General features: G+C 71.3%; 24 protein-coding genes and 1 pseudogene. 9 read left to right on the top strand and 16 right to left on the bottom strand.

Features of this window, described 5'->3' with window-relative positions:
• Both ACZ3TS_RS36245 and ACZ3TS_RS36240 read right to left on the bottom strand, forming a co-directional pair.
• A partial coding sequence (locus ACZ3TS_RS36245; RefSeq protein ID WP_467626135.1) for a maltotransferase domain-containing protein occupies positions 1-928 on the bottom strand: 928 nt, incomplete at its 3' end.
• A 60-nt stretch (positions 929-988) separates the two neighbouring features.
• Positions 989-1,270 (bottom strand): DUF5133 domain-containing protein, encoded by a 282-nt coding sequence (locus ACZ3TS_RS36240; RefSeq protein ID WP_467626133.1) that lies wholly within the window; start codon positions 1,268-1,270, stop codon positions 989-991.
• Between the two features lie 326 nt (positions 1,271-1,596).
• On the opposite strand from ACZ3TS_RS36240, the gene ACZ3TS_RS36235 reads away from it, so the two are divergent.
• The 4 genes from ACZ3TS_RS36235 (at position 1,597) to ACZ3TS_RS36220 (ending at position 5,372) form a co-directional block, all read left to right on the top strand.
• On the top strand, positions 1,597-2,127 hold the full coding sequence (locus tag ACZ3TS_RS36235) for a pep a2 (RefSeq protein ID WP_467626132.1): 531 nt from the start codon (positions 1,597-1,599) through the stop codon (positions 2,125-2,127).
• A gap of 321 nt (positions 2,128-2,448) precedes the next feature.
• Positions 2,449-3,852 carry a Si-specific NAD(P)(+) transhydrogenase gene (gene sthA / locus ACZ3TS_RS36230; RefSeq protein ID WP_467626131.1) on the top strand — a complete coding sequence of 468 codons (1,404 nt, stop codon included), beginning with the start codon at positions 2,449-2,451 and terminating at the stop codon, positions 3,850-3,852.
• A gap of 164 nt (positions 3,853-4,016) precedes the next feature.
• Positions 4,017-4,637: an L-threonylcarbamoyladenylate synthase gene (locus ACZ3TS_RS36225; RefSeq protein ID WP_467626130.1), complete on the top strand. Its 621-nt coding sequence runs from the start codon at positions 4,017-4,019 to the stop codon at positions 4,635-4,637.
• Positions 4,638-4,811: 174 nt separating this feature from the next.
• Positions 4,812-5,372, top strand: coding sequence for a hemerythrin domain-containing protein (locus ACZ3TS_RS36220; protein WP_467626129.1), 561 nt, complete (start codon positions 4,812-4,814; stop codon positions 5,370-5,372).
• A gap of 30 nt (positions 5,373-5,402) precedes the next feature.
• Here ACZ3TS_RS36220 and ACZ3TS_RS36215 read toward each other — a convergent pair whose 3' ends face one another.
• Positions 5,403-5,954 carry a hypothetical protein gene (locus tag ACZ3TS_RS36215; RefSeq protein WP_467626128.1) on the bottom strand — a complete coding sequence of 184 codons (552 nt, stop codon included), beginning with the start codon at positions 5,952-5,954 and terminating at the stop codon, positions 5,403-5,405.
• 178 nt (positions 5,955-6,132) lie between these two features.
• On the opposite strand from ACZ3TS_RS36215, the gene ACZ3TS_RS36210 reads away from it, so the two are divergent.
• Entirely contained in the window at positions 6,133-6,390 is a 258-nt protein-coding gene (locus ACZ3TS_RS36210) for a DUF1876 domain-containing protein (RefSeq protein WP_329506007.1), read from the top strand.
• A 26-nt stretch (positions 6,391-6,416) separates the two neighbouring features.
• On the opposite strand, the gene ACZ3TS_RS36205 is transcribed toward ACZ3TS_RS36210, so the two are convergent.
• From ACZ3TS_RS36205 to ACZ3TS_RS36190, 4 genes are all read right to left on the bottom strand, one after another.
• The gene (locus tag ACZ3TS_RS36205) at positions 6,417-6,713 is read right to left on the bottom strand and encodes an SHOCT domain-containing protein (protein ID WP_467626127.1); all 297 of its coding nucleotides are present in this window, start codon (positions 6,711-6,713) and stop codon (positions 6,417-6,419) included.
• Between the two features lie 24 nt (positions 6,714-6,737).
• A complete protein-coding gene (locus tag ACZ3TS_RS36200; protein ID WP_467626126.1) occupies positions 6,738-7,634 on the bottom strand; it encodes a universal stress protein in 897 nt (298 codons plus the stop codon).
• Positions 7,635-7,695: 61 nt separating this feature from the next.
• Positions 7,696-8,598 carry a universal stress protein gene (locus tag ACZ3TS_RS36195; RefSeq protein ID WP_467626124.1) on the bottom strand — a complete coding sequence of 301 codons (903 nt, stop codon included), beginning with the start codon at positions 8,596-8,598 and terminating at the stop codon, positions 7,696-7,698.
• Between the two features lie 342 nt (positions 8,599-8,940).
• On the bottom strand, positions 8,941-9,816 hold the full coding sequence (locus tag ACZ3TS_RS36190; RefSeq protein ID WP_467626123.1) for a universal stress protein: 876 nt from the start codon (positions 9,814-9,816) through the stop codon (positions 8,941-8,943).
• 621 nt (positions 9,817-10,437) lie between these two features.
• Here ACZ3TS_RS36190 and ACZ3TS_RS36185 point away from each other — a divergent pair.
• Together ACZ3TS_RS36185 and ACZ3TS_RS36180 are read left to right on the top strand one after the other, a co-directional pair.
• Complete coding sequence (locus ACZ3TS_RS36185) at positions 10,438-10,896, top strand: Crp/Fnr family transcriptional regulator (RefSeq protein WP_467626122.1); 459 nt, start codon at positions 10,438-10,440, stop codon at positions 10,894-10,896.
• A gap of 138 nt (positions 10,897-11,034) precedes the next feature.
• On the top strand, positions 11,035-11,655 hold the full coding sequence (locus tag ACZ3TS_RS36180) for a CBS domain-containing protein (RefSeq protein ID WP_467626136.1): 621 nt from the start codon (positions 11,035-11,037) through the stop codon (positions 11,653-11,655).
• Between the two features lie 36 nt (positions 11,656-11,691).
• Here ACZ3TS_RS36180 and ACZ3TS_RS36175 read toward each other — a convergent pair whose 3' ends face one another.
• The 5 genes and pseudogenes from ACZ3TS_RS36175 to ACZ3TS_RS36155 form a co-directional block, all read right to left on the bottom strand.
• On the bottom strand, positions 11,692-12,282 hold the full coding sequence (locus ACZ3TS_RS36175; RefSeq protein ID WP_467626121.1) for an Rv1733c family protein: 591 nt from the start codon (positions 12,280-12,282) through the stop codon (positions 11,692-11,694).
• A gap of 63 nt (positions 12,283-12,345) precedes the next feature.
• Positions 12,346-13,068 carry a CBS domain-containing protein gene (locus ACZ3TS_RS36170; protein WP_467626119.1) on the bottom strand — a complete coding sequence of 241 codons (723 nt, stop codon included), beginning with the start codon at positions 13,066-13,068 and terminating at the stop codon, positions 12,346-12,348.
• 270 nt (positions 13,069-13,338) lie between these two features.
• Positions 13,339-13,773, bottom strand: a pseudogene (locus tag ACZ3TS_RS36165) (pyridoxamine 5'-phosphate oxidase family protein); the annotation flags it as partial.
• Between the two features lie 26 nt (positions 13,774-13,799).
• Positions 13,800-14,474: a helix-turn-helix domain-containing protein gene (locus ACZ3TS_RS36160; RefSeq protein WP_467626118.1), complete on the bottom strand. Its 675-nt coding sequence runs from the start codon at positions 14,472-14,474 to the stop codon at positions 13,800-13,802.
• A gap of 18 nt (positions 14,475-14,492) precedes the next feature.
• A complete protein-coding gene (locus tag ACZ3TS_RS36155; RefSeq protein ID WP_467626117.1) occupies positions 14,493-15,563 on the bottom strand; it encodes a zinc-dependent alcohol dehydrogenase family protein in 1,071 nt (356 codons plus the stop codon).
• A gap of 274 nt (positions 15,564-15,837) precedes the next feature.
• Between ACZ3TS_RS36155 and ACZ3TS_RS36150 the strand changes: the two genes are divergently transcribed.
• On the top strand, positions 15,838-16,221 hold the full coding sequence (locus tag ACZ3TS_RS36150; protein WP_467626116.1) for an STAS domain-containing protein: 384 nt from the start codon (positions 15,838-15,840) through the stop codon (positions 16,219-16,221).
• 564 nt (positions 16,222-16,785) lie between these two features.
• Here the strand turns inward: ACZ3TS_RS36150 and ACZ3TS_RS36145 are convergent.
• Both ACZ3TS_RS36145 and ACZ3TS_RS36140 read right to left on the bottom strand, forming a co-directional pair.
• Entirely contained in the window at positions 16,786-19,167 is a 2,382-nt protein-coding gene (locus ACZ3TS_RS36145; protein ID WP_467626115.1) for a phosphoketolase family protein, read from the bottom strand.
• Positions 19,168-19,194: 27 nt separating this feature from the next.
• A complete protein-coding gene (locus ACZ3TS_RS36140; RefSeq protein WP_467626114.1) occupies positions 19,195-19,746 on the bottom strand; it encodes a hypothetical protein in 552 nt (183 codons plus the stop codon).
• A 460-nt stretch (positions 19,747-20,206) separates the two neighbouring features.
• Here ACZ3TS_RS36140 and ACZ3TS_RS36135 point away from each other — a divergent pair, with 460 nt between their 5' ends.
• Entirely contained in the window at positions 20,207-20,665 is a 459-nt protein-coding gene (locus ACZ3TS_RS36135) for a pyridoxamine 5'-phosphate oxidase family protein (RefSeq protein ID WP_467626113.1), read from the top strand.
• 15 nt (positions 20,666-20,680) lie between these two features.
• Here ACZ3TS_RS36135 and ACZ3TS_RS36130 read toward each other — a convergent pair whose 3' ends face one another.
• Together ACZ3TS_RS36130 and ACZ3TS_RS36125 are read right to left on the bottom strand one after the other, a co-directional pair.
• Positions 20,681-21,067, bottom strand: coding sequence for a hypothetical protein (locus tag ACZ3TS_RS36130; RefSeq protein ID WP_467626112.1), 387 nt, complete (start codon positions 21,065-21,067; stop codon positions 20,681-20,683).
• Positions 21,068-21,341: 274 nt separating this feature from the next.
• Positions 21,342-22,250 carry a universal stress protein gene (locus ACZ3TS_RS36125; protein WP_467626111.1) on the bottom strand — a complete coding sequence of 303 codons (909 nt, stop codon included), beginning with the start codon at positions 22,248-22,250 and terminating at the stop codon, positions 21,342-21,344.
• Positions 22,251-22,399: the final 149 nt, after the last annotated feature.

Here is a 22,399-nt window from a genome sequence, read left to right as displayed (position 1 = left end):
ACCAGACGAAATCCTCCACCGTCCCCAAACCCGGATGCACCGCATCGTGCCCACCCTCCGGCGACCCGATCGCCCACGGCACCCCCACATCCCCCGCACCCGCCGACAGAGTGTTGTTGCGGCCCTTGCGAAAAGTCGTCCCGATCGGATGAATGGGCGGCAGATACACCACGTCAAAACCCATCCCCGCGATCACCGGCAACCGCCGCGCCGCCGAACGGAACGTCCCGTGCGGCCGCTCACGCGTCCCCTCCGACCGCGGGAAGAACTCGTACCACGACCCGAACAACGCCCGCTCCCGCTCCACCACCAACCCCAGCACATCCGACGACGACACCCACTCACGCAACGGATACCGCGCCAACACCGCATCCACCTCCGGAGTCAACGCCGCCGCCAGACGGGCGACGGGAGGGCGGGACTCGTCGCGCAGTGCGCGGACGGCCGCCCCTATCGCCTCCCGCTGCGGTCCGTCCGGCACTCCTGCGGCAGCCCGCTCGTACAGGTCGGCGCCCTCTTCCAGGACCAGGGAGACGTCGATACGGGACGGAACCTTGATCCGTGCGTGCCGTCGCCACGTGGTGACGGGATCGCTCCACGCCTCCACGGCATAGGTCCAGTTGCCGACTGATGACGGCGTCACCTGGGCGCCCCAGCGGTCCGTGCCGGGCTCCAACTCGTGCATCGGCGTCCACGGTCCGGGGCGGCCCTCCGGGTCCCTCAGGACGACATTGGCGCCGATGGAGCCCTGTCCTTCGCCGAAGACCCTTGCGGTGACCTGAAAGGTCTCCCCCTCCACCGCTTTCGCCGGGCGCCGGCCGCGGTCGACGGCCGGACGGACGTCCACGATCGGGATGCGTCCGATCATCGGCCTCGCGCCCCCGGAGACCGGGGTCACCCCGTCCCGGGGCGGGGCCTGCGGTTCCATGGACTTCGCCTCCTCCGCCCTTCTCGAGCCTCGGTGGACCCCCGCTCTCCGCTCCTCGGTTCAGCGCTTGCGTACGGCGTCCACCCATGCGTCAGCCGACGGTGTGGGCCAAGCGCCGCGCACGGTTCGCTCGCGGGGCCCGTGCCGGGCGTTCAGATACAGCTCGGCGGCGTCGACGGCCTCGCGCGCGCAGCGCTTGCCCATCAGCACGCACAGCGTGTAGCCCGTGTTCTCGAAGTTGCCGCGTACCGCCCGGTTGTCGGGGGACGCGAGCATCAGACGTTCCCACGCCCGGTACCGCTCGAGATGTCTGGCGACCTCGGCTCTGGCTGGCAGCAGCATGGCGCCGGTCACCTCCCAACCTCTTCGCTGGAGCACGGTTCCGGACGGTTCGCGGGGTCGCGGTCCGGAGGGTGCGCGAAGGCCGTCCACGGAGTGGGTTGATCCGTTGCGGCGATCGAGACCTTCACCCATGGTGCACGGTGCGCCACACAGCGTCCTGTTCAGAATTGAACCAGTGGGATGGGTGTGCTTCGTGTTGCACGAATGGAGTAGTGCTCGCACTCTTGAAATGACTCAGGAGCGATGAACGCTCACGCTTCGCGTTCGGGGCTCGGCCCACAGGGGCGAGGAGGAGCGAGAGCTTCGCCGGTGAGGAGCCAACGACGATGAAGACCGCAGCGCCCTGCTACTACCACCTCGACGTGGAGATCAGCCCGGAGCGGATCGGGCAGGTCCGGCGCATTCTGGCCGCCCATCTCCGGTACTGGAACCTGGAGATGCTCGTCGAGCCCGTCTGCCGGTGCGTCGACGCGCTGTTGCGCACGATCGACGCACACGCGACGGACAAGAACACCACCATCGAGATGTGGTGGAACGGTCACCACCTCATCACCGCGGTCCAGGACAGTGAGCGGGACATCCGGCCGCACTACGCGCCGAGCGGCTGCCTGGCGCAGATCGCCGCGCTGAGCAACGGCTGGGGGTGCTGTGCCACCGACACCGGCGGCAAGATCATCTGGTTCTCGCAGCGCGCCCGGTCCGGTGACCACGCCCCGCTCGTCCCGGTGGGCCCCTCGCCGACACTGCGCGAGACGCGGCCGCTGCCCCGCGCACTGCCGCTGACCGCGGACGCCACCGCGCGGGAGCGTGAGAACGCGTCGGAGGAGCAGCGGGAACCGGCCGTGGCCCCCGCCTGACGACCGGGCGCCGGTGGGCGCGCCCCGGCGGACACCCGGGGCGGCGCGCTTCGGCCACGACGGCTGCCGCACCGGGGGCGATGTCCGCCGTGAGCCCGGCAGTCGGTGGCTCGCGCGCGGCACATCCGGCCAGGACCTCATGCGGAGCCGCCGAACTTCCGGGCCGTCCGCCGCGTGCAGGGCCCCGCTCCGGTGCCCAACTACCGGATTCGGCAGGGGCGTTGCGCCTACGTGGTGCCCGCCCGCGATGTGCGCCCATCCCGCGCATCCCGTCGACTCCGCTCTTTCGGCCAGGGGGTCCGGCCTGACAGACTCCGGAGCGTGCCCGACTTCGACATGCTTGTCATCGGATCCGGCCCGGGTGGCCAGAAGGCCGCCATCGCCGCGGCCAAGCTCGGCCGCCGGGTCGCCGTCGTCGACCACCCCGACATGGTCGGCGGGGTCTCCATCCACACAGGGACCATCCCCTCCAAGACCCTCCGCGAGGCCGTCCTTTATCTCACCGGCCTCACTCAGCGGGATCTGTACGGACAGAGCTACCGCCTCAAGGAGGACATCACCGTCGCCGACCTGACCGCGCGCACCCGGCACGTGGTCGGCCGGGAGGTCGACGTCACACGCAACCAGCTCTCCCGCAACCACGTCTCCCTGTTCGCCGGCACCGGGCGGTTCGTGGACCCCCACACCGTCGCCGTGCGCGAAGCGACGGGCAACGAGCGGCTGTTGAGCGCCGAGCACATCATCATCGCCACCGGTACCCGGCCCGCGCGGCCCGCAAGCGTCGAGTTCGACGGCCGGTCGATCATGGACTCGGACAACGTACTCGAACTGGAGCGGGTGCCCCGCTCGATGGTCATCGTCGGGGCGGGTGTGATCGGCATGGAGTACGCCTCCATGTTCGCCGCCCTGGGCAGCAAGGTCACCGTGGTGGAGAAGCGGCCCGGAATGCTCGACTTCTGCGACGTCGAGGTGATCGAGTCGCTGAAGTACCACCTGCGGGACCTGGCGGTCACCTTCCGCTTCGGCGAGACCGTCGCAGCGGTCGAACAGCATCCCAAAGGCACCCTCACCATCCTGGAAAGCGGCAAGAAGATCCCCGCCGACGCCGTGATGTACTCGGCGGGCCGGCAGGGGCTCACCGACGAACTCGGCCTCGACAAGGCGGGCCTGACCGCCGACGCGCGTGGCCGGATCACGGTCGACAAGAACTACCGCACCGAGGTGCCGCACATATACGCCGTCGGGGATGTCATAGGCTTCCCGGCGCTGGCCGCCACCTCCATGGAACAGGGCCGTATGGCGGCCTACCACGCCTGCGGCGAGCCGGTGCACGGGATGTTCGACCTCCAGCCGATCGGCATCTACACCATCCCTGAGATCAGCTTCATCGGGCGAACCGAGGACCAGCTCACGGAGGACTGCGTGCCCTTCGAGGTCGGCGTCTCCCGCTACCGCGAGCTGGCCCGCGGGCAGATCATCGGCGACTCGCACGGCATGCTCAAACTGCTGGTCTCGCCGGAGGACCGGACCCTGCTCGGCGTCCACTGCTTCGGCACGGGTGCCACGGAGCTGATCCACATCGGCCAGGCGGTGATGGGCTGCGGCGGGACGGTCGACTACCTCGTCGACGCTGTCTTCAACTACCCGACGCTCGCGGAGTCGTACAAGGTCGCCGCACTGGACGCGACCAACAAGATCCGGCAGATCGACCGCCTCAGGGACTGAACGACCGATCGGTGCGGCCCGACCACGACGCTCCGTGGTCAGGCACGCGGCACGGACGTGGCGGCCCGTGGCGGCCGGGCCGCCACGCGGACGGCTGACACCTTCGCGCGCCCGCCCGGGCCGTCGCATGGACAGCCCGCCCTCGGGTGATCGAGACTCGGCGGATGGCGAAGTACTTCGACGTTCACCCCGACAACCCCCAGCCGCGCACCATCGGCCAGGTCGCCGACAGCATTCGCGACGGTGCGCTCGTGGTCTACCCGACCGACTCCTGCTTCGCGCTGGGGTGCCGTCTGGGCAGCCGCGACGGCATCGACCGCATCCGGGCGATCCGTCATCTCGACGACCGCCACCACTTCACCCTCGTGTGCCGTGACTTCGCACAACTGGGCCAGTTCGTACACGTCGACAAGGACGTGTTCCGCGCGATCAAGGCGTCGACGCCGGGCAGCTACACGTTCATCCTCCCCGCCACGCGCGAGGTGCCGCGCAAGCTGCTGCACCCGAAGAAGAAGACGGTCGGCGTCCGCATTCCGGATCACGTGGTGGCACAGGCGCTGCTGGCCGAACTCGGCGAGCCGCTTCTGTCCAGCACGCTGCTGCTGCCGGACGAGGAGGAGCCGATGACACAGGGCTGGGAGATCAAGGAGCGGCTCGACCATGTCGTGGACGCCGTGGTCGACTCGGGCGACTGCGGCACCGAGCCGACCACGGTCATCGACTTCTCCAGCGGCGAGCCCGAGATCGTACGGAAGGGTGCGGGCGACACCTCGCGGTTCGAGTGACGTGTCGACGCCATGGCCCGGGCAAGGCCACTCCCCCAACCCGGGGACTACCGGCGAGGGACGTTAGCGACCGATTTGCTTCGGGAAGTGCTGATCGGACGGTTGATGCTGCCACGGGAAGCCGTGGGTGCCGGCCGCCTGCTCACTCATCAGCCACGTCACAGGGAGACCGCCATGGCACACGGTGGCGACATCATCGCCGAGCTCACCACCGACCACCGGGAGGTGGAGGACCTCTTCCAGCAGATCGAGTCGCTGCCCAGCGGCCACCAGGACCGCCGCAAGCTGGCGGACGAGATGACGATCGAGCTCGTACGGCACTCCGTCGCCGAGGAGCAGTACCTCTACCCCGCCGTACGGCAGCACGTCGACGGGGGCAACACGATGGCCGACAAGGAGATCGCCGACCATGCGCGGGTGGAGCAGATCCTCAAGCAGATGGAGCACAGCGAGGTGGACGACCCGGAGTTCGAGCGGTTGTTCACCACCCTGCAGGACGAGGTGACCTCGCACGTGGAGGACGAGGAGAACAACCTCTTCCCGAAGCTTCGGACGGCCTGCACCCAGGACATGCTCGACGAGCTCGGTGACAAGATCCGCATGGCCAAGAAGATGGCGCCCACACGTCCCCACCCGGCTGCCCCGGACCAGCCGCCGCTCAACAAGATCCTCGCCCCGGGCGCCGGCCTCGTCGACCGGGTCCGTGACTTCGTCACAGGCCGCGGCCGTTCGTGACCGCGATGCGTACGCACGGGAGGTCGGACGTCAGCCGCTGACGTGGTCCCCGACCGTCCCGTCCTCGTCCACGGGCTCCTCGTGCAGCCGCTGGACGAGGGAGTCCCGGTGCAGGCCCGCGAGCGCGGCCGACAGGTCGGGGTGGCGCAGCAGCGGCGCCGCCCGGCGGTCCCGCTCGTCGGGGTCGGTGAGCCTGCGGAAGTCGAACGCCAGCCCGGCGGCATGGTCGGTGCCGTCGAGCGCGTCGACCGCGGCGTGGGCGAGGGGCGGCATGGTCAGCAGACAGGCCGCCCAGCTCGCGACGACCTCGTCCACCCACGTCCGCCAGCCGGCATCCGCGTCGTCGGCAGCCGCCGACTCGGAACCGAGGGTCCAGTCGAGGCGGTCGGAGCCGCCGGGTCCCACGAACACGACGAGAGCGGCATCGGCCTCGGTGGGATAGCGCAGCCAGGCGGCGACCGTGACGGCCTGGGATGCCTGGGCCTCCGCGAGGGCGGCGTCGAGGGCTCCTCCGGTACCCGGGTAGGAGCGGAGCAGCCACCGGGTCGTGGCGGCTATGACGGGAGACAGGTCGGCGGACATCGCCGTCACGTTAGTCATCGCCTCGAAACGGGGAAATGACGAGCATCACACCAACAATCCGAAGAATGGTGCGATACATCACCAACCAGTCAAACTGTGCAGGCCGTCCAGGCCGTCCCGGCCGGTAAGCAAGTCCCCGCCTCCCGCCTCGCCGCCCCTCGGCACGGAAGTGATCACGATGGAAGCCAAGCAGTGGACCGTGCAGATCTACATCACCGAGGAGGGCGACGACACCCACGCGCGGGCCGTGCTGAGCACCCGCGACACGGCGACCGTCACCGGCCGCGGCGTGGCCCGGCGCAACCCGATCGACCGGCCGATCCCCGAGATCGGCGACGAACTCGCCGCCAGCCGCGCACTGGAGGACCTCGCCATCAGACTGCACGACGTCGCCTCCGACGACATCGTGGAGCTGGCGGGCCCCGCCGCACCGTGACGGCGCGCCGAACGGCACGTTCCCGCTCAGCGTCCGGGCAGGTCGGAGCGCAGCACGGCGAGCCGCCGCCGGTACTCCTCCTCGTCGATCTCCCCGCGGGCGAACCGCTCAGCGAGTATCCGTTCGGGCGTGCTCGCCGCACCGGGCATGCTTCCCGCACCGGGCGCACTCGCCGCACCGGGCCTGTGCGCGTCCCTGGGCCCGCGGTTCAGTGCGCGGAAGAGCAGCGCGCCCACGGCGATGAGCACGGCCCAGAAGAGGATGGTGCTCAACGACATGGCCAACCAGCCCCAGCCGGTCATTCCGTCGTGGTTCCAGTACATCGTGGATCACTTCCTCGGAACGCGTCAGTCGTGCGGGACCAGCGCGACGGGGCACCGTACGTGGTGGATCACCGCGTGGGCGACCGGACCGGTGTGCGCCCCGACCGCGGTACGGCACCTGCGGTGGCCCGCGACCAGCAGGCCCGCCCCGCCCGCCGCCTTCACGACGGCGTGGGCCGGACGCCCCTCGTACAGGTTTTCGCGGACGAACACAGCGGGGAACTTCTCGGTCCAGGGCGCGAGCACCGCTTCGAGCCGCCGTTCCGCCTCCGCCCTGAGCCGTGCGCGTTCCACGGCGTCCGGGACGCCCCGCGAGAAGGGAACGTGCCAGGCGTGGACCGCCCTCAGGGGGGCCCGGCGCAGTTCGGCGGCGCGGAACGCGAAGTCCAGCACGGCGTCGCACGGCCCGTCGACGTCGACGGCCACGGCGACGTCACGGTAGGGGGTCTGCTCCGACGGCGTCCCGGAGCCGTTCGGCAGATGCTCGTTCTGTGAGCTGTCACCGGACCGTACGAGAACCACCGGCCGCTCGATGTGGGCCACCGTGGTCATGGCGACGGACCCGGAGAGGAACCCACCGACCCGGCTGAGCCCTTGGTTGCCGATGACCAGGAGCTCGGCGTTCTCCGCTTCGGCCAGCAGAGCGGGCCCGGCCTGCCTGTGCACCTGCTCGGCGGCGATGTGCAGTTGCGGGTACCGCTCGCCGAGCCGGTCGGCCGTGCCGCGCAGCATCCGGCGTGCCCGGTACTGCGGGGCACACAGTTCGGGCGGCGGCGCGTCGGTGCTCACGTCGGGCATACCCTCCCAGGCGTGCACCAGACGGAGCGGCAGGCCCCGGCGCACGGCCTCCCTGGCCGCCCAGTCCGCCGCGGCGAGACTTTCGGGCGAACCGTCCAGGCCGACGACGACCGACCTCGGCATGACGGTCACCTCCCAGGCCACCCGGTGCCCGCGTCGGACGCGGCCGGCACGGCCCGGCCTCTCACTGGTGAGGCACGACGGCTACCGGGCAGCCGACGTGATGGATCACGGCGTGGGCCACGGGGCCGGTGCAGGGGATGCTGGCCCGCCCGGCCAGATGATGGCCGACGACCAGCAGACTCGCCGACGAGGCCTCCCGGACGAGGGCGTTCGAGGCCTTGTCGGCCACCACCGACTCCACGACCTCCACGTCGGGGTATTTGTCGTGCCACGGCTGGAGCACGGCCGACAGGAATCCCAGCCACTCGTCCGCCCGCTCTGGGCCGCTCACCAGGCCGATGTCGCCCGAGCCGAGGCCCAGCGGGGACGGGCTCTGCCAGGCGTGCACGGCCCTCAGGCGCGCGTGACGCAGCCGGGCGGCCTCGAAGGCGAACTCGATGACCTCGTCGCACGGGTCCCCGACGTCGATGCCGAGCACCACGTCTCGGGATCCGGTGCGCGTGGAGGCGTTTCCGTCGTCGTCCGGAAGGTGCTCGTCCTCGGCTTCCTCGCCCGCCCGCACGAGAACGACGGGCCGTGTGGCCCTGGCCACCGCGCCGAGGGCGACCGACCCCGCCAGCAACCCGGTGAAGCCACTCAGTCCGCGCGAGCCCAGCACCAGCAGCTCGCCCCGCTCGGCGGCCTTCACCAGGGCCGCGGTGACCGGGCCCGCGACCTGCTCGCAGAACAGGCTAACCTGCGGGTACGTGGCGCGGACGTGTTCCTCGGCCTGCCGCAGAACGCGCCGCGCCAGGTGGCGCTCGGCCGCGCTCGCGGGTTCCCCCTGCCCCTGACGCGGATGCCGGTTCCAGGCGTGCACCAGCCGCAGCGGGCGCTCACGACGCAGGGCCTCGCGGGCCGCCCACTCGGCGGCGGACAGGCTCTCGTCGGATCCGTCGACTCCGGCAACGACGGACGAAAGCATGGTGCCCACCTCCAGCGCTCGGTGTCCTTCTGCAGTTCCAGCGTCGCGCGGGGGCCGTCTCAGGGGGATGGGCTGTCAGGGCCCCGCAGGGGACCGTCCGGCCCATGGGCCAGGTGCGTGTCGACCCCCTCGCCGAGCCCGTACCGGGTCCGGCGCTCGAGCAGGCGTAGCCGTTGCCCAGCGTGCACAGGGACTCGCTCAATCGTTCGTCGCCGGGTCGTAGCCCTCGTACTGCCAGGTCCAGCCGGTCACCGGGGCGCTTCCCACAAGCGGATCCAGAGGCCGCGTACGGCGCTGCCGCTGTCGGCACCTTGCCGCACCAGTCTCCGGCATCCGGGGCCGTCACACCCGCTGAGGCACGATCGCGACCGGGCAGTCCGCGTGGTGCAGCAGCGTGTGCGCCACCCGGCTCAGCTGGAGCCCGAAGTGCCGCTGCCTGCGCCGTGCCCCGATCACGGCGAGGTCGGCGGCGGCCGAGCGTTTCAGCAGCACCGAGCGAGCCGGGCCTTCGACCGTGTACCGGTGCACCCGGACGTCCGGGTGTTCACCGGTCGCGTCCTGAAGCAGGACGTCGAGCAGGGCGGACGCCCGCTGTTCGTCCTCGCGCGCCGGTTCCCCGGCCGGCCGGGGGTGGGAGGTGGTCCTGTGCGCCGGACAGCGCCAGGCCCGTACGACGTCCAGGATGCAGTGGCGTGCCGCGGCCTCCTGGAAGGCGAACCGCACCGCCTCGCCACTCGTGGCGGGGTCTCCGGCACCGAACAGGATCCGCTCGTGCACACCGGTCAGGCCGGCCTTGTCGCCGCGGACGACGATCACCGGGCAGGGGGCACGGGCGGCCACGGCCAGGCCGACCGAGCCGAGGAGCAGCCCCTTGAGCTCGCCGCGACCACGGGATCCGGTCACCAGCGCGGCGGCGTTGTTGCCTTCGTGGAGGAGGGCGTCGACCGCGTCCTCGGGCAGCACCTCCGCGGAGACCTCAACCTCGGGGTTGCGCCTGCGGGCGCGCTCCGTCGCGGAGCCGACGATGTTCTGCGCCATCAGGCTCTCGGACGGGGGCTCGGGGCCGCTCGGCGGTGGGGCGCCTTCGTAGCGTTCCCACAAGGACGCGTACACCAGCCGCAGCGGCAGCCCGTGCCGGGAGGCTTCGTCCACAGCCCAGTCGACCGCCGTCAGGCTGGAATCCGAACCGTCGACGCCCACGATCAGGGGCAGTTCCATCCTCTTCACCGCCTCTCGTCGGCTGCGGAGCCGTGCAGCGACATCCACCTTCACCGTCGCACCCGGTCCCCGACGGCGCGAGGGGCTGTTCGGCCCTCGTCGAGGACGTGCGAACCCCGCCACCGTCCGGCCTGGCGCGTACGCCGCGCACGTGGTGTCCTGAGGGTGACGGGAAGGACTCCTGCGAGAGACGCGGAGAAGCGGCTGACGGCCGCGCACCGCGCAATCAGGATCCGGGAGAACCGGATGGGGTCCTTCCCGCCTCGTCGTGGCGCGCCGGTACCAGGCATGACGCCGACGACCTCGCGGCGTACCTGATCGGTCCGCGTCCCCCGCCCCTCGGTTGGGCCGAACGACCCACGGCCGGGACCGGGCGGCCCGTGTTGCCGCCCGTGCCCGGTCGCCCACGCTGGACCAGGGGAAGCCCATGGCGTTCCGGAGGGGGAAGATGACAATCAGCCCCGCGACCGCCGTCCTGGACCGGAACGGGCTCGACGTCCGGTCACTACCTCGGCTGCGCAGGGACCACGGCGGCCCGGTGTGCGCCGAGGCGCGCAGCCGGTACCGACCGCGGCCGACCGCCGACCGGCTGCGGCGACAGGAACGAAAGGACACGGAGCGATGACGACCTCTGTCACCACCATGACCGCGGCCCTGCCGCCCGAGTACCGCGAGCGGCTCATGCGGATCGCCCGCGAGGTCTCCTTCGAGGAGGGGACCCGGCTGTTCGAGGAGGGCCGGCTCGCCAACCGGTTCTGGATCGTCCGGACCGGGACCGTGGCGCTGGACCTGCATGTGCCCGGCCGCCGGGCCGCCGTCATCGAGTCGCTCGGGCGTGGCGAGCTGGTCGGCTGGTCCTGGCACTTCACGCCCCACGTCTGGCAGCTGGGCGCCGAGGCGACGACTCCGGTGCGCGCCTACGAGTTCGACGCGTTGGCCGTTCGGGCGATGTGCGACGAGGACGCCGAGTTCGGCCGTGCCATCGCAGTCTGGGTCGGCCGGGTGCTCGCCCATCGGCTGCACGCGGCCCGCACACGGCTGCTCGATCTGTACGCCCCCTATGGCAGCGGCAGCCGGTGACGAACGATGACCACCCTGTGCCGCGACAACACCTCGTCGCTCCCGCGCTCCGCCCGCTTCCTCGACCGCACCGCCGACCGCACCTGACACCCCGAGGAGGAGACCGTGACCGGCAGCCTGCACGTCGTGGGCGATGTGATGACCCACTCCGTCGTCGCCATCGGTCGTGACGCCCCGTTCAAGGACATCGTCAAGCTCATGGAGCAGTGGAAGGTCAGCGCCCTGCCCGTGCTGGAGGGAGAGGGCCGTGTGGTCGGCGTCGTCTCCGAGGCGGACCTGCTGCCCAAGGAGGAGTTCCGCGACAGCGATCCCGACCGGTACACACAGCTGCGCCGTTTGTCCGACCTGGAGAAGGCCGGCGCGGTGACCGCGGGGGAGCTGATGACCGCGCCGGCGATCACCGTCCACTCCGACAGCACCCTCGCCCAGGCAGCCCGGATCATGGCCCAGCGCAGGGTCAAACGCCTCCCGGTCGTCAACGACGAGGGCATGCTCGAAGGCGTCGTCAGTCGCGCCGATCTGCTGAAGGTGTTCCTGCGCCCGGACAACGACATCGCCGACGACGTCCGGCGCGACATCGTCGACATCCTCTTCCCGGTTCCGGTCGAGCCCGTTCACGTCATGGTCGTCGAGGGCGTCGTCACCCTCACCGGGAAGGTGTCCGACGCCGCCCTGATCCCGGTGGCCGTCCGGCTCGCACGTGCCGTCGAGGGCGTGGTGGACGTCGACTGCCACCTCTCCGGAGCCGACACGGGGTGAGAGTGGTCGCCGACCGGCAACCGGTCACCGTCCGGGTCAGCCGATGGTCCTGCGCCACCGGGGACCCACGGACGCCCACTCCCGGTCCCATGCCTGCAGGCGTCGACGGTCCAGGCGCCCGAGCGCCAGCCGCCCGCAGACCAGCGCCCCGCCCGCCGCGCCGAGACCGACCAGCGAGCCGACGACCGAGGCCTGCTGCCGCGTCTGTTCCGCGGTGGCCGGCTTGGAGACCAGTCGACCCGCCCGGTCCGTCCACACGGTGACCGGGGTGCCTGCCCTCATGCCCGGCTCGACCTTCGCCAGACCCCTGTGCCGGGCGCCTGCGTCGGTCCAGCGCACCTGCGCCCAGACGCTGCCGTCGCCGTACTCGGACACCGCCTGTGGTGCTCTGGCCGCGTCCTCGGTCAGCACGGCCCGCACGGGGTGCGAGCCCGCGCTGCGTGCGGCGAGCGCATGTTCGACCGCCGCCGTCGCGGCCAGCCCGGCAAGCACCCCTGCCAGCAGGACGAGCACCCATGTGACGAGGACGATCCACGCTTCCAGAAGGTCACTGGGGCGCCGGAGGGGATTCCGCCGCCACCGCCAGAGCCACACCCTCGTCCCCCTCGTACGGCGCGTCGTCGCCATGGGTCGCCACCTTCTTCTGCATCCTGCGGTCCGTGACTGCGGGGTAGGTCCTTCCGGTGCAGGTCAGGTGATGCTTCCGGCTCTCCGGGGCCACCGTGCCCCGCCGTCCCCGGGGAGATCGGCGTCGAGGTCGGGAACACGAGGGGGTCCCGCGAGCGCGCAGTCCACGTCCACCACGCCCTCGATGCCCAGCACCAGGCGTGTCGCGACGGGCACCAGCGTGGTGTCCCGGATGCGGCCGGTGAGCCTCACGACACCGTCGCGCACCTCCACGCGGATGGGGTCCAGCGGAGCCGGGAAAAGCTGGGTGACGATCTCCTGGCGGATCTCCTCGGCGATGTCCTCGTCCTCACGCAGGAACACCTTGAGCAGGTCGGAGCGGCTGACGATGCCCAGCAGCGTGTCCTCCTCGCTCACCACGGGCAGCCGCTTGATCCTGGCCCGGGCCATGGTGCGGGCGGCCTGTCCGACGGTCTCGTTCGCACGGACGGTGACGGCAGGAGCGGTCATCAGTTCCTCGGCGGTCACCGCTCCGGCCTTGACGAGTTCCGACAGCCGCTGAAGGCGGTCGTACCGGTCGGGCTCGCTGCCGCGGTACTCCTCCTTGCGCAGCAGGTCGGCCTCGGAGACGACGCCGACGACCCGGTTCTCCTCCTCGACCACGGGCAGGGCGCTGACCTTCCACTGCCGCATGGCCTTGACGATGTCCTTGAAGGTCGCCGTACGGCCGACTGCGACGACTCGGCGGGTCATGACATCGCTCACGAGGTGGGGAGTGCCGTGCATGGTGTCCTCCGGTGGTGCCGGGGCGGGGACAGGGTTACGACACCTTCAGGGTGGGTCATCGACCGGGCGACTGCATGGGCCGAGTGGCCCAGCCCGGCGTCCCGACCGGCTCTCGTTCGACGTGTCGTGCGGCGGGGGACCGGGCCTGCCGACGGACGCGCGCTCCTACGGCCCCGGGGATGCGCCGCCCTGCCCCTCGGCCGCTCGCAGAGGGCCGGCCGGCCCATACGACGGGGCGGGCGGCACCTGCCCGTCAGCGGCTCGCTCACGAGAGAGGTCCACCCCGTACAGGGTGCTGCCACCCACAAGTTCGCGGCCCGTCACCAGTTCGGGCTCGATGCGCACGAAGACCTCCTGGGGAGAGGGCACCCAGGAGAGCGGGCCTGTCCGGCTCAGCCGCTCGCGTTCGGCGGGATCGGTCACGACCGCGGCCGGCCCGGTGACGACGACGCTCCAGCCGGAGTGCGCTCTCGCGTCGACCTCGTCCGCCTCGAAGGCGACCACCGAGCCGTCGATGGCACGGACCAGCTCCGAGGCCGCCGAGGTCCGCAGCAGCACGGCGCCGTCGCCGTCCAGGCCGAAGTTGATCGGCAGGACCGCGGGCAGGGCCTGACGCGTGTGGACGATACGGCCGACGGGGACCTTCGCCAGCAGACGCAGGCACTCATGCCGGTCGAGTTCACGGAAACCGTCGTTGGGATACATCAGTCGTGTCCTTCGCCGAGGTGCTGTCACACGGTGATGCGCCGCCCGGTGATGTTGTCGGGGTCGATGCGGATCCACAGGTCCAGCCGCCCGCTCGGCCAGGACCTGTTGCACGCCTGCTCCTCCAGCCGCTGCACGTCATCGGGGTCCGTGACGGTGCTGGCGTGTCCGCGTACCAGGACGCTCCAGCCCTGGCTGAACGCGGCGTCGATGCGGTCCACCTCGAAGGCGACCTGAGTGTCGGCCGCCTCCCACCGCACCGTGTCGGGGGCGGTCCTGAAGACGATGGAGCCTCCGATGAGGCCGTAGTTCACGGGGACGATCTCCGGCCCCGTGTCGACGGTCACTGCGAGTCTTCCCACGCCGTGGGTGGAGAGCAGGTCGTGACACTCCCGGGTCGTCAGTTCGGTGAACCTCGGATGCCGCCCGGGCTGTCCCAGGCCTGGTGGCAGTTCGACGTCGCCGCCGGTGAGTTCGAGCACCGTGGTCTCGAGCGCGCCGGCCAGCCTGAGGAGGGTGCTCACCCCGGGTGCGGCGGTGGGCTGCCCCTCCAGGTACTGCAGGTAGCTGGGGGCCATGCCCGCCCGGTTGGCCGCCTCGTCGAGCGACAGTCCGAGTTCCTCGCGCCGCAGAGCGATCCGACGCCCGAGATTGCCCGGAGGGTGGCCCTCCACCGTGTCCGCCGATTCCCGTGCGGCCATGGCCCGTCACATCCTCTCTCACGCCGCGCGAACAGCGACCACTTCGTGCTGCTGACCGCCTAGTACCACCTTGAGCGCGCCGGTGTCGGCGCCCCGGCCGAAGACGTCGTACGCCTCCTCCATCTGGTCCAGCGGGAAGGTGTGCGTGACCAGCGACGAGGTGGGCAGCCGGCCGGCGGCCGCCATCCGCAGGAGCGTGGGGGTGGAGTAGGTGTCGACCAGTCCCGTGGTGATCGTCACGTTCTTCATCCACAGGTCTTCGAGGTGCAGCGTCACGGGCTTGCCGTGCACACCGACGTTGGCCACGTGCCCGCCGGGCCGCACCATGCGCGTGCACAGCTCGAAGCTCTCCGGTTCGCCGACCGCCTCGATGACCACGTCGGCGCCCAGTCCGTCGGTGAGGTCGTCGATCAGCTGCTCGGGGGCCTCCTCGGCATCCGCGAAGGCGTCGGCGCCGAGCCGCTTGGCCGCGTCCAGCCGCGTCGCCGCCAGATCCACGGCGACGATGCGCTGGGGGGCGAACAGCCGGGCCGTGGCGATCGCCGCGAGCCCGATGGGGCCGACCCCGACGACGGCAACGGTGTCCCCGGGCCGTACGTGTCCGTTGAGGACGCCCACCTCGTAGGCGGTGGGGAAGATGTCCGCGAGCAGCACGGCGTCCTTGCTGTCCACCGCGCCGGGCAGGGCGTGCACGGACAGGTCCGCGTAGGGAACGCGGACGAATTCGGCCTGCGTGCCGTCGATCACATGCCCGAGGATCCAGCCTCCGCCGCCACGGCACTGGCCGTATGTCCTCTCCCAGCAGTAGCCGCACCTGCCGCAGGCCGTGATGCAGGAGACGAGGACACGGTCACCCGGCTGCACGGTGTGCACGTCGCGGCCGGTCTCCACGATCTCGCCGACCGCCTCGTGCCCCAGCACGGTGCCGGGGCGCACCTCGGGCACGTCGCCCTTGAGGATGTGCAGGTCCGTCCCGCAGATGGTGGTCGTGTCGACGCGCACGATCGCATCGGTGGATTCCTTGATGTCGGGGTCCGGAACCTCCTCCCACGCGGACTGTCCTGGGCCGTGGAAGACGAAGCCCTTCATGACGATCCTTCCTTCCTCTCCCCGGGCCGATGTCCCGGGGACTCTCCGGAAGCCGGTACTGTCGAGCATCCGACAAGATGTCGGGATTGCCCAGCAGGTCCAGCTTGTCCGACCCCTTCCGAGATCCGCTTGGGCCGGTCGGCCCTCATCGTTCCGCCGGAAGGGACCGTCCCGGCGGAAGGGCCGCGCACAGCCCCTGAGGACCCGAACGGACGGGCCGCGAGGGACCGAACGGCCCTACCGCACACCCCGCGCCTGCCGCTTGTCTGTGACCATGTCCGAAAACCGGCCCAGGTCCCTGCCGACGGACACGGAACGGGTGGTCGGCGGCACGACCGTCGTGGAGTTGTGCGGCGAGATCGACATCCTCACCGCGCCACTGCTGCAGACGCGCCTGGACGCCCTGAGCCCCGCAGCGCACCTCGACCTGGTGGTGGACCTGCGCCAGGTGTCCTTCATCGACTGCGCCGGCCTCGGCCTGCTGTGCCGGGTGCGGAACCGGGTTCTGAGCCGGGACGGGCGATTGCGGATCATCACCGACAACGCCCGCTTGCTGCGCATCCTGCGCCACGCCCGTCTGGCAGGTGTATTCGAGATCTGCTCGCGCCTCCCCGCGGACCTCGTGGCCATACCGGACCACAACGCCGCCGCGGGCTGATCGCGGGCCGCGTGGTGCCGGGTCGCCGGGACCTCACCGGGGCCGTTCGCCCCCCGGCGCTCGGCGGCACACGCGCATCAGGGCAGGGCGGGGAGGGCCTCTTCCCTGCATGCCCGGGAGCGGATCGTCATGGAACAAGTCGTGCTTGCCCGTGCCGACCGGTCGGCGAGCGGGAGCGCCGTGTCCCTGTGGGCTCGCGCGCGAGGCACTGCTGCGCGAGCCGCCGCTTCGAGTGCTCACCGTCCCACCGCCCGACGGCTGGGACCGCCGCCCCGAAGGCATCCACGCTGGGCGTCGACACCCACGAACCCATGGCAGAGGCGGTCGACTTCGCCTTCGAGACCGCCGTGCGTCGCCCGCCGCCGAGTACGGGCGGGACGGCGCGCTCGGAGGCCGAGGGGTCGAGCGGGCCTCCGCGGAACAACCACCCCGGCAGCAGGTGGGCCCGGCATGGCGGGCGGGGCGATGTAGTCGACCGCCACCACATCGACGTCTGGGATCCCGCCGCGGCTCGGTCGAGCGCCGCGCGCGGACAGGTGCGGCCGATACGGCCCATGAAGGAGATCACGATGTCCATGTCCAGTCGGCGACCGCCGGCAGGTCCGTGCCGTGCTCGCGGATCCAGGCGTGGTGGCGGGTGCGGGCGTCGGCCATCTGCTGACGTACGCCGGCGGCGCGGACGGCGAGTCCGGGTACGCGGTCGATGACGTCCATGACCAGGCGGTAGCGGTCCAGGTCGTTGCGGACCACCATGTCGAACGGGGTGGTAGTGGTCCCGGACTCCTTGTAGCCGCGCACGTGCAGGTTGTTGTGGCCTTCGCGACGGTAGGCGAGGCGGTGGATCAGCCACGGGTAGCCGTGGTAGGCGAAGATGACGGGCCTGTCGGCGGTGAAGAGACCGTCGTACTCGAAGTCCGTCATGCCGTGCGGGTGTTCCTCGTGCGGCAGCAGCCGGGTCATGTCGACCACGTTGACGACGCGGACGGCGAGCTGGGGCAGGTGACGGCGCAGCAGCTGTGCGGCGGCCAGCACCTCCTGTGTGGGCACATCACCCGCGCAGGCGAGGACCACGTCCGGCTCGGCGCCGTTCTCGGTGCCCGCCCACTCCCAGATGCCGGCACCGCGCGCGCAGTGGACCCGGGCCTGGTCCATGGACAGCCAGTCGAAGCAGGGCTGTTTGCCCGCCACGATCACGTTGACGTAGTCCCGGCTGCGCAGGGCGTGGTCCGCCACCGACAGGAGGGTGTTCGCGTCCGGCGGCAGATAGACGCGGACGACCTCCGGGCTCTTGTTGAGGACGTGGTCGACGAATCCCGGGTCCTGGTGGGAGAAGCCGTTGTGGTCCTGGCGCCAGACGTGCGAGGTCAGCAGGTAGTTGAGGGAGGCGACAGGGGCACGCCAGTTCAGCTGTCGGGACGTCTTCAGCCACTTGATGTGCTGGTTGACCATCGAGTCGACGATGTGCACGAACGCCTCGTAGCAGGAGAACAGCCCGTGCCGTCCGGTCAGGAGGTAGCCCTCCAGCCAGCCCTGGCAGAGGTGTTCGGAGAGGATCTCCACCACCCGGCCGTGCCGGTCGAGGTGTTCGTCCACCTGGAGCATCTGGGCCTGCCACGCCTTGCCGCTGGCGTCGAAGACGGCCTGCAGCCGGTTGGAGGCGGTCTCGTCCGGGCCGACCAGGCGGAAGTCCCGGCGGGCCGACGTGTCCTCCATGACCCGCTCCAGGAGGCCACCGAGGACGCGGGTGGGTTCGTGCAGGGTGGTGCCCGGCTTGTCGACGGGGACCGCGAAGTCGTCCAGGGAGGGGATCGGCAGATCGCGCACCAGCATCCCGCCGTTGGCGTAGGGAGTGGCGCCCAGCCGACGGGCGCCCTCGGGCACGCAGGAGAGCACGTCGGCGCGCGGGCGCCCTTCGGAGTCGAAGAGTTCATCGGGTCGGTACGACTTCAGCCACGCCTCCAACTGCCGCAGGTGGTCGGGGTTTTCGCGGACGCCCGGCAGCGGGACCTGGTGTGCGCGCCAGGTGCCTTCGACCGGCACGCCGTCCACCTCGGCCGGACCGGTCCAGCCTTTGGGGGTGCGCAGCACGATCACCGGCCAGTGCGGGCGCTCGGTCACGTCCTCCTCGCGTGCCGTGCGCTGCAACAGGGCGATGCGGTCGAGCGCCTCGTCGAAGGCCTGTGCCAGGGCCCGGTGGACCTGGACGGGGTCGTCACCGGTGACATGGATCGGCTCGTGGCCGTATCCCCGTAGCAGTGCGTCGAGTTCGCTCTCCGGGAGACGGGACAGCACGGTCGGGTTGGCGATCTTGTAGCCGTTGAGGTGGAGGATCGGCACTACCGCCCCGTCGTGGACGGGATCGAGGAACTTGTTGGAGTGCCAGGATGCCGCCAGCGGTCCCGTCTCCGCTTCGCCGTCGCCGATCACGCAGGCGACCAGCAGGTTCGGGTGGTCGAAGGCGGCGCCGTAGGCGTGGGCGAGCGAGTAGCCGAGCTCACCGCCCTCGTGGATGGAGCCGGGCACTTCCGGTGCGACGTGGCTGGGTACGCCCCCGGGGAACGAGAACTGCCGGAACAGCTTCGCCATCCCTTGCGCGTCCCGCGTCACGTCGGGATATGTCTCGCTGTAACTGCCTTCCAGCCAGGAGTTGGCGAGCACGGACGGCCCGCCGTGCCCGGGCCCCCAGATACACAGTGCATCGAGGCCGCGGGCCTTGACGACGCGGTTGAGGTGGGTGTACACGAGGTTGAGTCCGGGCGAGGTGCCCCAGTGGCCCAGCAGCCGCGGCTTGATGTGCTCGGGCTTCAGGGGCTCGGTCAGCAACGGGTTGGACATCAGGTAGATCTGTCCCGCGGCCAGGTAGTTGGCGGCCCGCCAGTGGGCGTCCAGGGTGCGCAGTTCCTCGTCGGTCAGCGCGGTGCCGTGGGGGTGTGCGGCCTTGGGCATGGTGACTCCACAAATCGTCGACGGTGCTCATTGGGCGCGGCGGGCGCCGGGCCTGCCGCGCGGGAGGTACGGACGCTGCCGGTCACGCCCGCTGGGGTACGGCGGCGACCGGGCAAGCGGAGTGGCGCAGGGCGGTGGGGGCGACCCGCTGTAGCTGGAGGCCGAAGTGCTCCGGGCGCGGCCGGGCTCCCAGACCAGCAGGTCGGCGTCGTACGAGGCGTCCAGCAGGACCTTGCGGGCGGGGCCCTCGACGGTACGGCGGTGCAGTGCCACCTCCGACGGCACACCCCGCAGTGCCGCTTCCTGAGCGGCGAAGCGGACGGCCGGGGAGTCCGGTGTCTCCTGTCCCACGCCCAGCACGATGCGCCGGTTCGCACTGGTTCTGGCCTGATCGTCATGGTTTCCACACAACACGATGACGGGACGGTCGGCGCGCGCGGCGACGGCGAGGCTGACCGATCCGAGCAGGAACTCGGCGATGTCGCTGCGGCCCGCGCGTTCCCACGACCAGTGCGGTGGCGTTGCGACCCTCCCGGGTGAGGACGGGGAGCCCGCGCTCCGGTGAGGGTGCTCGCGCACGGCCATGATGTTGACCCCTTCGGGATTGGTCGGGTCGGTGCCTCACACCACTCACTCTCTTCGCCTGGGACGGCTCCCGCCGGGTGCCGAAGGTCCGCGACCGGCGGGCCGAACGGCCCCTGCCACAGGGGCCTGTTGGCGGCAGAGCCGATCCGGGATCCATCCTTCGCGCGACGAACCCGATCGGCGGCCGGACGGCCCCCTGCCAGACCGTTGACCCCTCGGCCGCGTGCTCTGTAGGCCCTGCTGCCGGCCGCGGAGGCCGTCGACCGTGCCGCACTCGCCCGGCATGCCCGGCGTATCGCCCGCCGTGAGGGGCCGGGCGTCCCGATCATCCGGGCCGAACGGCCCTACCGGACCGCGGTCGGCCGCCCTTCGATGGAGCCACTCCGCCCGTCGTGGCGGGCAGCCGCTTCGCCCGCGACACGTCACGAGGTACGAACCCGTACGGAAGAGCACCATGTCCACCGACAACTCCGCCCCGGCGGCCCCGACGCCCCGGCAGCCCGTCGTCGTCGACGGCGACGAGGCGCTGCGGCTGTTGGGGACGGTTTCACTCGGCAGGCTCGTCTTCACCCGGCACGCGCTGCCGACGATCCGTCCCGTCAACCACGTCCTGCACAACGGCGACATCGTCTTCCGTACCCACGAGGACGCGGCACTGACCTCGCACGCCCGGGAAGCGTCCCGCCGGGGCGTGGTCGTGGCGTACGAGGCCGACTCCCTCGACCCTGTGACCCATCTGGGCTGGAGCGTCGTGGTCACCGGCTACGCGCGCCCCGTCACCGATCCCGGCGAACTCGCCTATTACCACTCGGTGTTGCGCCCGTGGGTGGACGGGACGATGGACCACACGTTCCGTATCCGTCCCGACCTGGTAACGGGCGTCCGGCTCATCGCCGGGCCGGCCGAGGAGTGACGGTGGCCCGCTCGTTCACGGCGGAGCGGGAAACGCTCCGGCGCCGACAGGAATGATCAGCACGACGCGGTGAGCCCGGTCCAGGAGCACCCGCACGACCGGGCCGAGCCGTCGGCCCTGCCCGCCCGGATCAGGGCGACCCGCGACAGCGACGAGGTCGACCGCGCGGCCCACCCCACGAGTGCCCGCGTCGAGGACCGCAAGGCCCACAGGCTCCGCAAGGCCCGCGCAGGCTCCGCAAGGCCCGCGCAGGCTCCGCAGTCGAGCTCCACGGAGTTCCGCCTTGCGGAGCGCGTACGCCACCGTCTCGGCGTCTGCTGCGCCGTCGAGGCCGAGCACCACCTCGTCGTTCCTGCGGGAGGGCGCATGACCGCGGACCACGAGCAGGGGGGCCTGGCGCACGGGCGGCCCGGTGCTTGCTCACCGAGGCGAACATCGTCCCGGAGATGCCGCCCAGACCCCGGCAGCCGACGACGGTGAGCGCTGCGCCGCGTCCGCGTTCCATCCGTGTTCCAGCAGTACGGCCGCGCAGTGCCCTTGAGCCGGCGCGGGGCCGAGGGCCAGGTCGGGACGCCTGCGCGTACTCGTGCGGCGGCGCAGGCGCGCACCGGTTCTGCCTCGTCACGGCTGATCCTTCCCATGGTCGTCGGTTCCCGGACGCCGTCCAGGAACCGGTTCAGGTGTGCGGGACGACGGCGACCGGACAGCCCACGTGATGGAGCACGGCGTGCACGACGGATCCGATGTGCGTGCCGAGCCCGGCGTCCCGCGTCCGGCGCCCGACGACGACGAGAGAGGCGTGGGCGGACGCCCGCACCAGTTCCGCCGAGGGGCGCCCCGCGGTGACGGTCTCGGAGACCGGGACGCCGGGGAACTTCTCGCGCCAGGGGCGCAGAGTCGCCACCACGAGGTGGCGCCGCTCCTCGACCAGTTCCGCTGCGCGTTCCGCGCCCGACCGGCCGTCGGCGGCGAGGTCCGCCACGTCGCTGCACACGTGGATCACCTGCAGCGGCGTGCCACGGCGCCGCGCGGCCTCGAAGGCGAAGTCCATCAGTTCGTCGCAGGAATGCCCGGTGTCGAGACCGAGCACCACGTCGCGGTACGGAGTCTCGGGTATCTCGTCCGGCGAGACGCCGTTCAGGGCCGGCAGGTGTTCGTCGGCGGAGGTCTCACCGGCCCGTACGAGCACCACGGGGCACCGGGACCTGGCGACGACGCGTTGGGACACCGATCCCACCACGAACCCGGCGATACGACCGAGGCCGCGGGATCCGAGCACCAGCAACTCCGACTCCTCGGCTGCCGCAAGCAGGACCGTGACCGGGGAATCGGCCGGCAACAGGTCCTCCACCTGCAGCCCCGGGTGCGCGGCACGCACACTGCGGACGGCCCGCTCCAGGGTCTGTTGCGCCCAGCCTCGCCGGGTGGTGTCCATCGGGACGGAGGGCGCCGGTGTCCGCTGCCGCTTCCAGGCATGCACGAGGCGCAGCGTGGCGCCCCGGCGCAGGGCCTCCCGAGCGGCCCAGTGGGCGGCCGCGAGGCTTTCGCCGGTCTCGTCGACTCCCGCGGTGACGTGCCGAACCATGGGGCGCACCTCCTACGTCCGGGATGTTCCGCTCATGTGTCGAGCCTGGTGCTGGCGCGGCCTCGTGCGCAGGGGCCGCACAGAACCATCGTGGGGCCTGTCGGCGCAACACCGCCTGCGGTGGGCCCTCGCGCTCCCGGACATTCCGA

The organism is Streptomyces sp. NPDC022910 (assembly GCF_055561075.1).
This window is presented reverse-complemented; position numbering and strand designations above follow the sequence as displayed.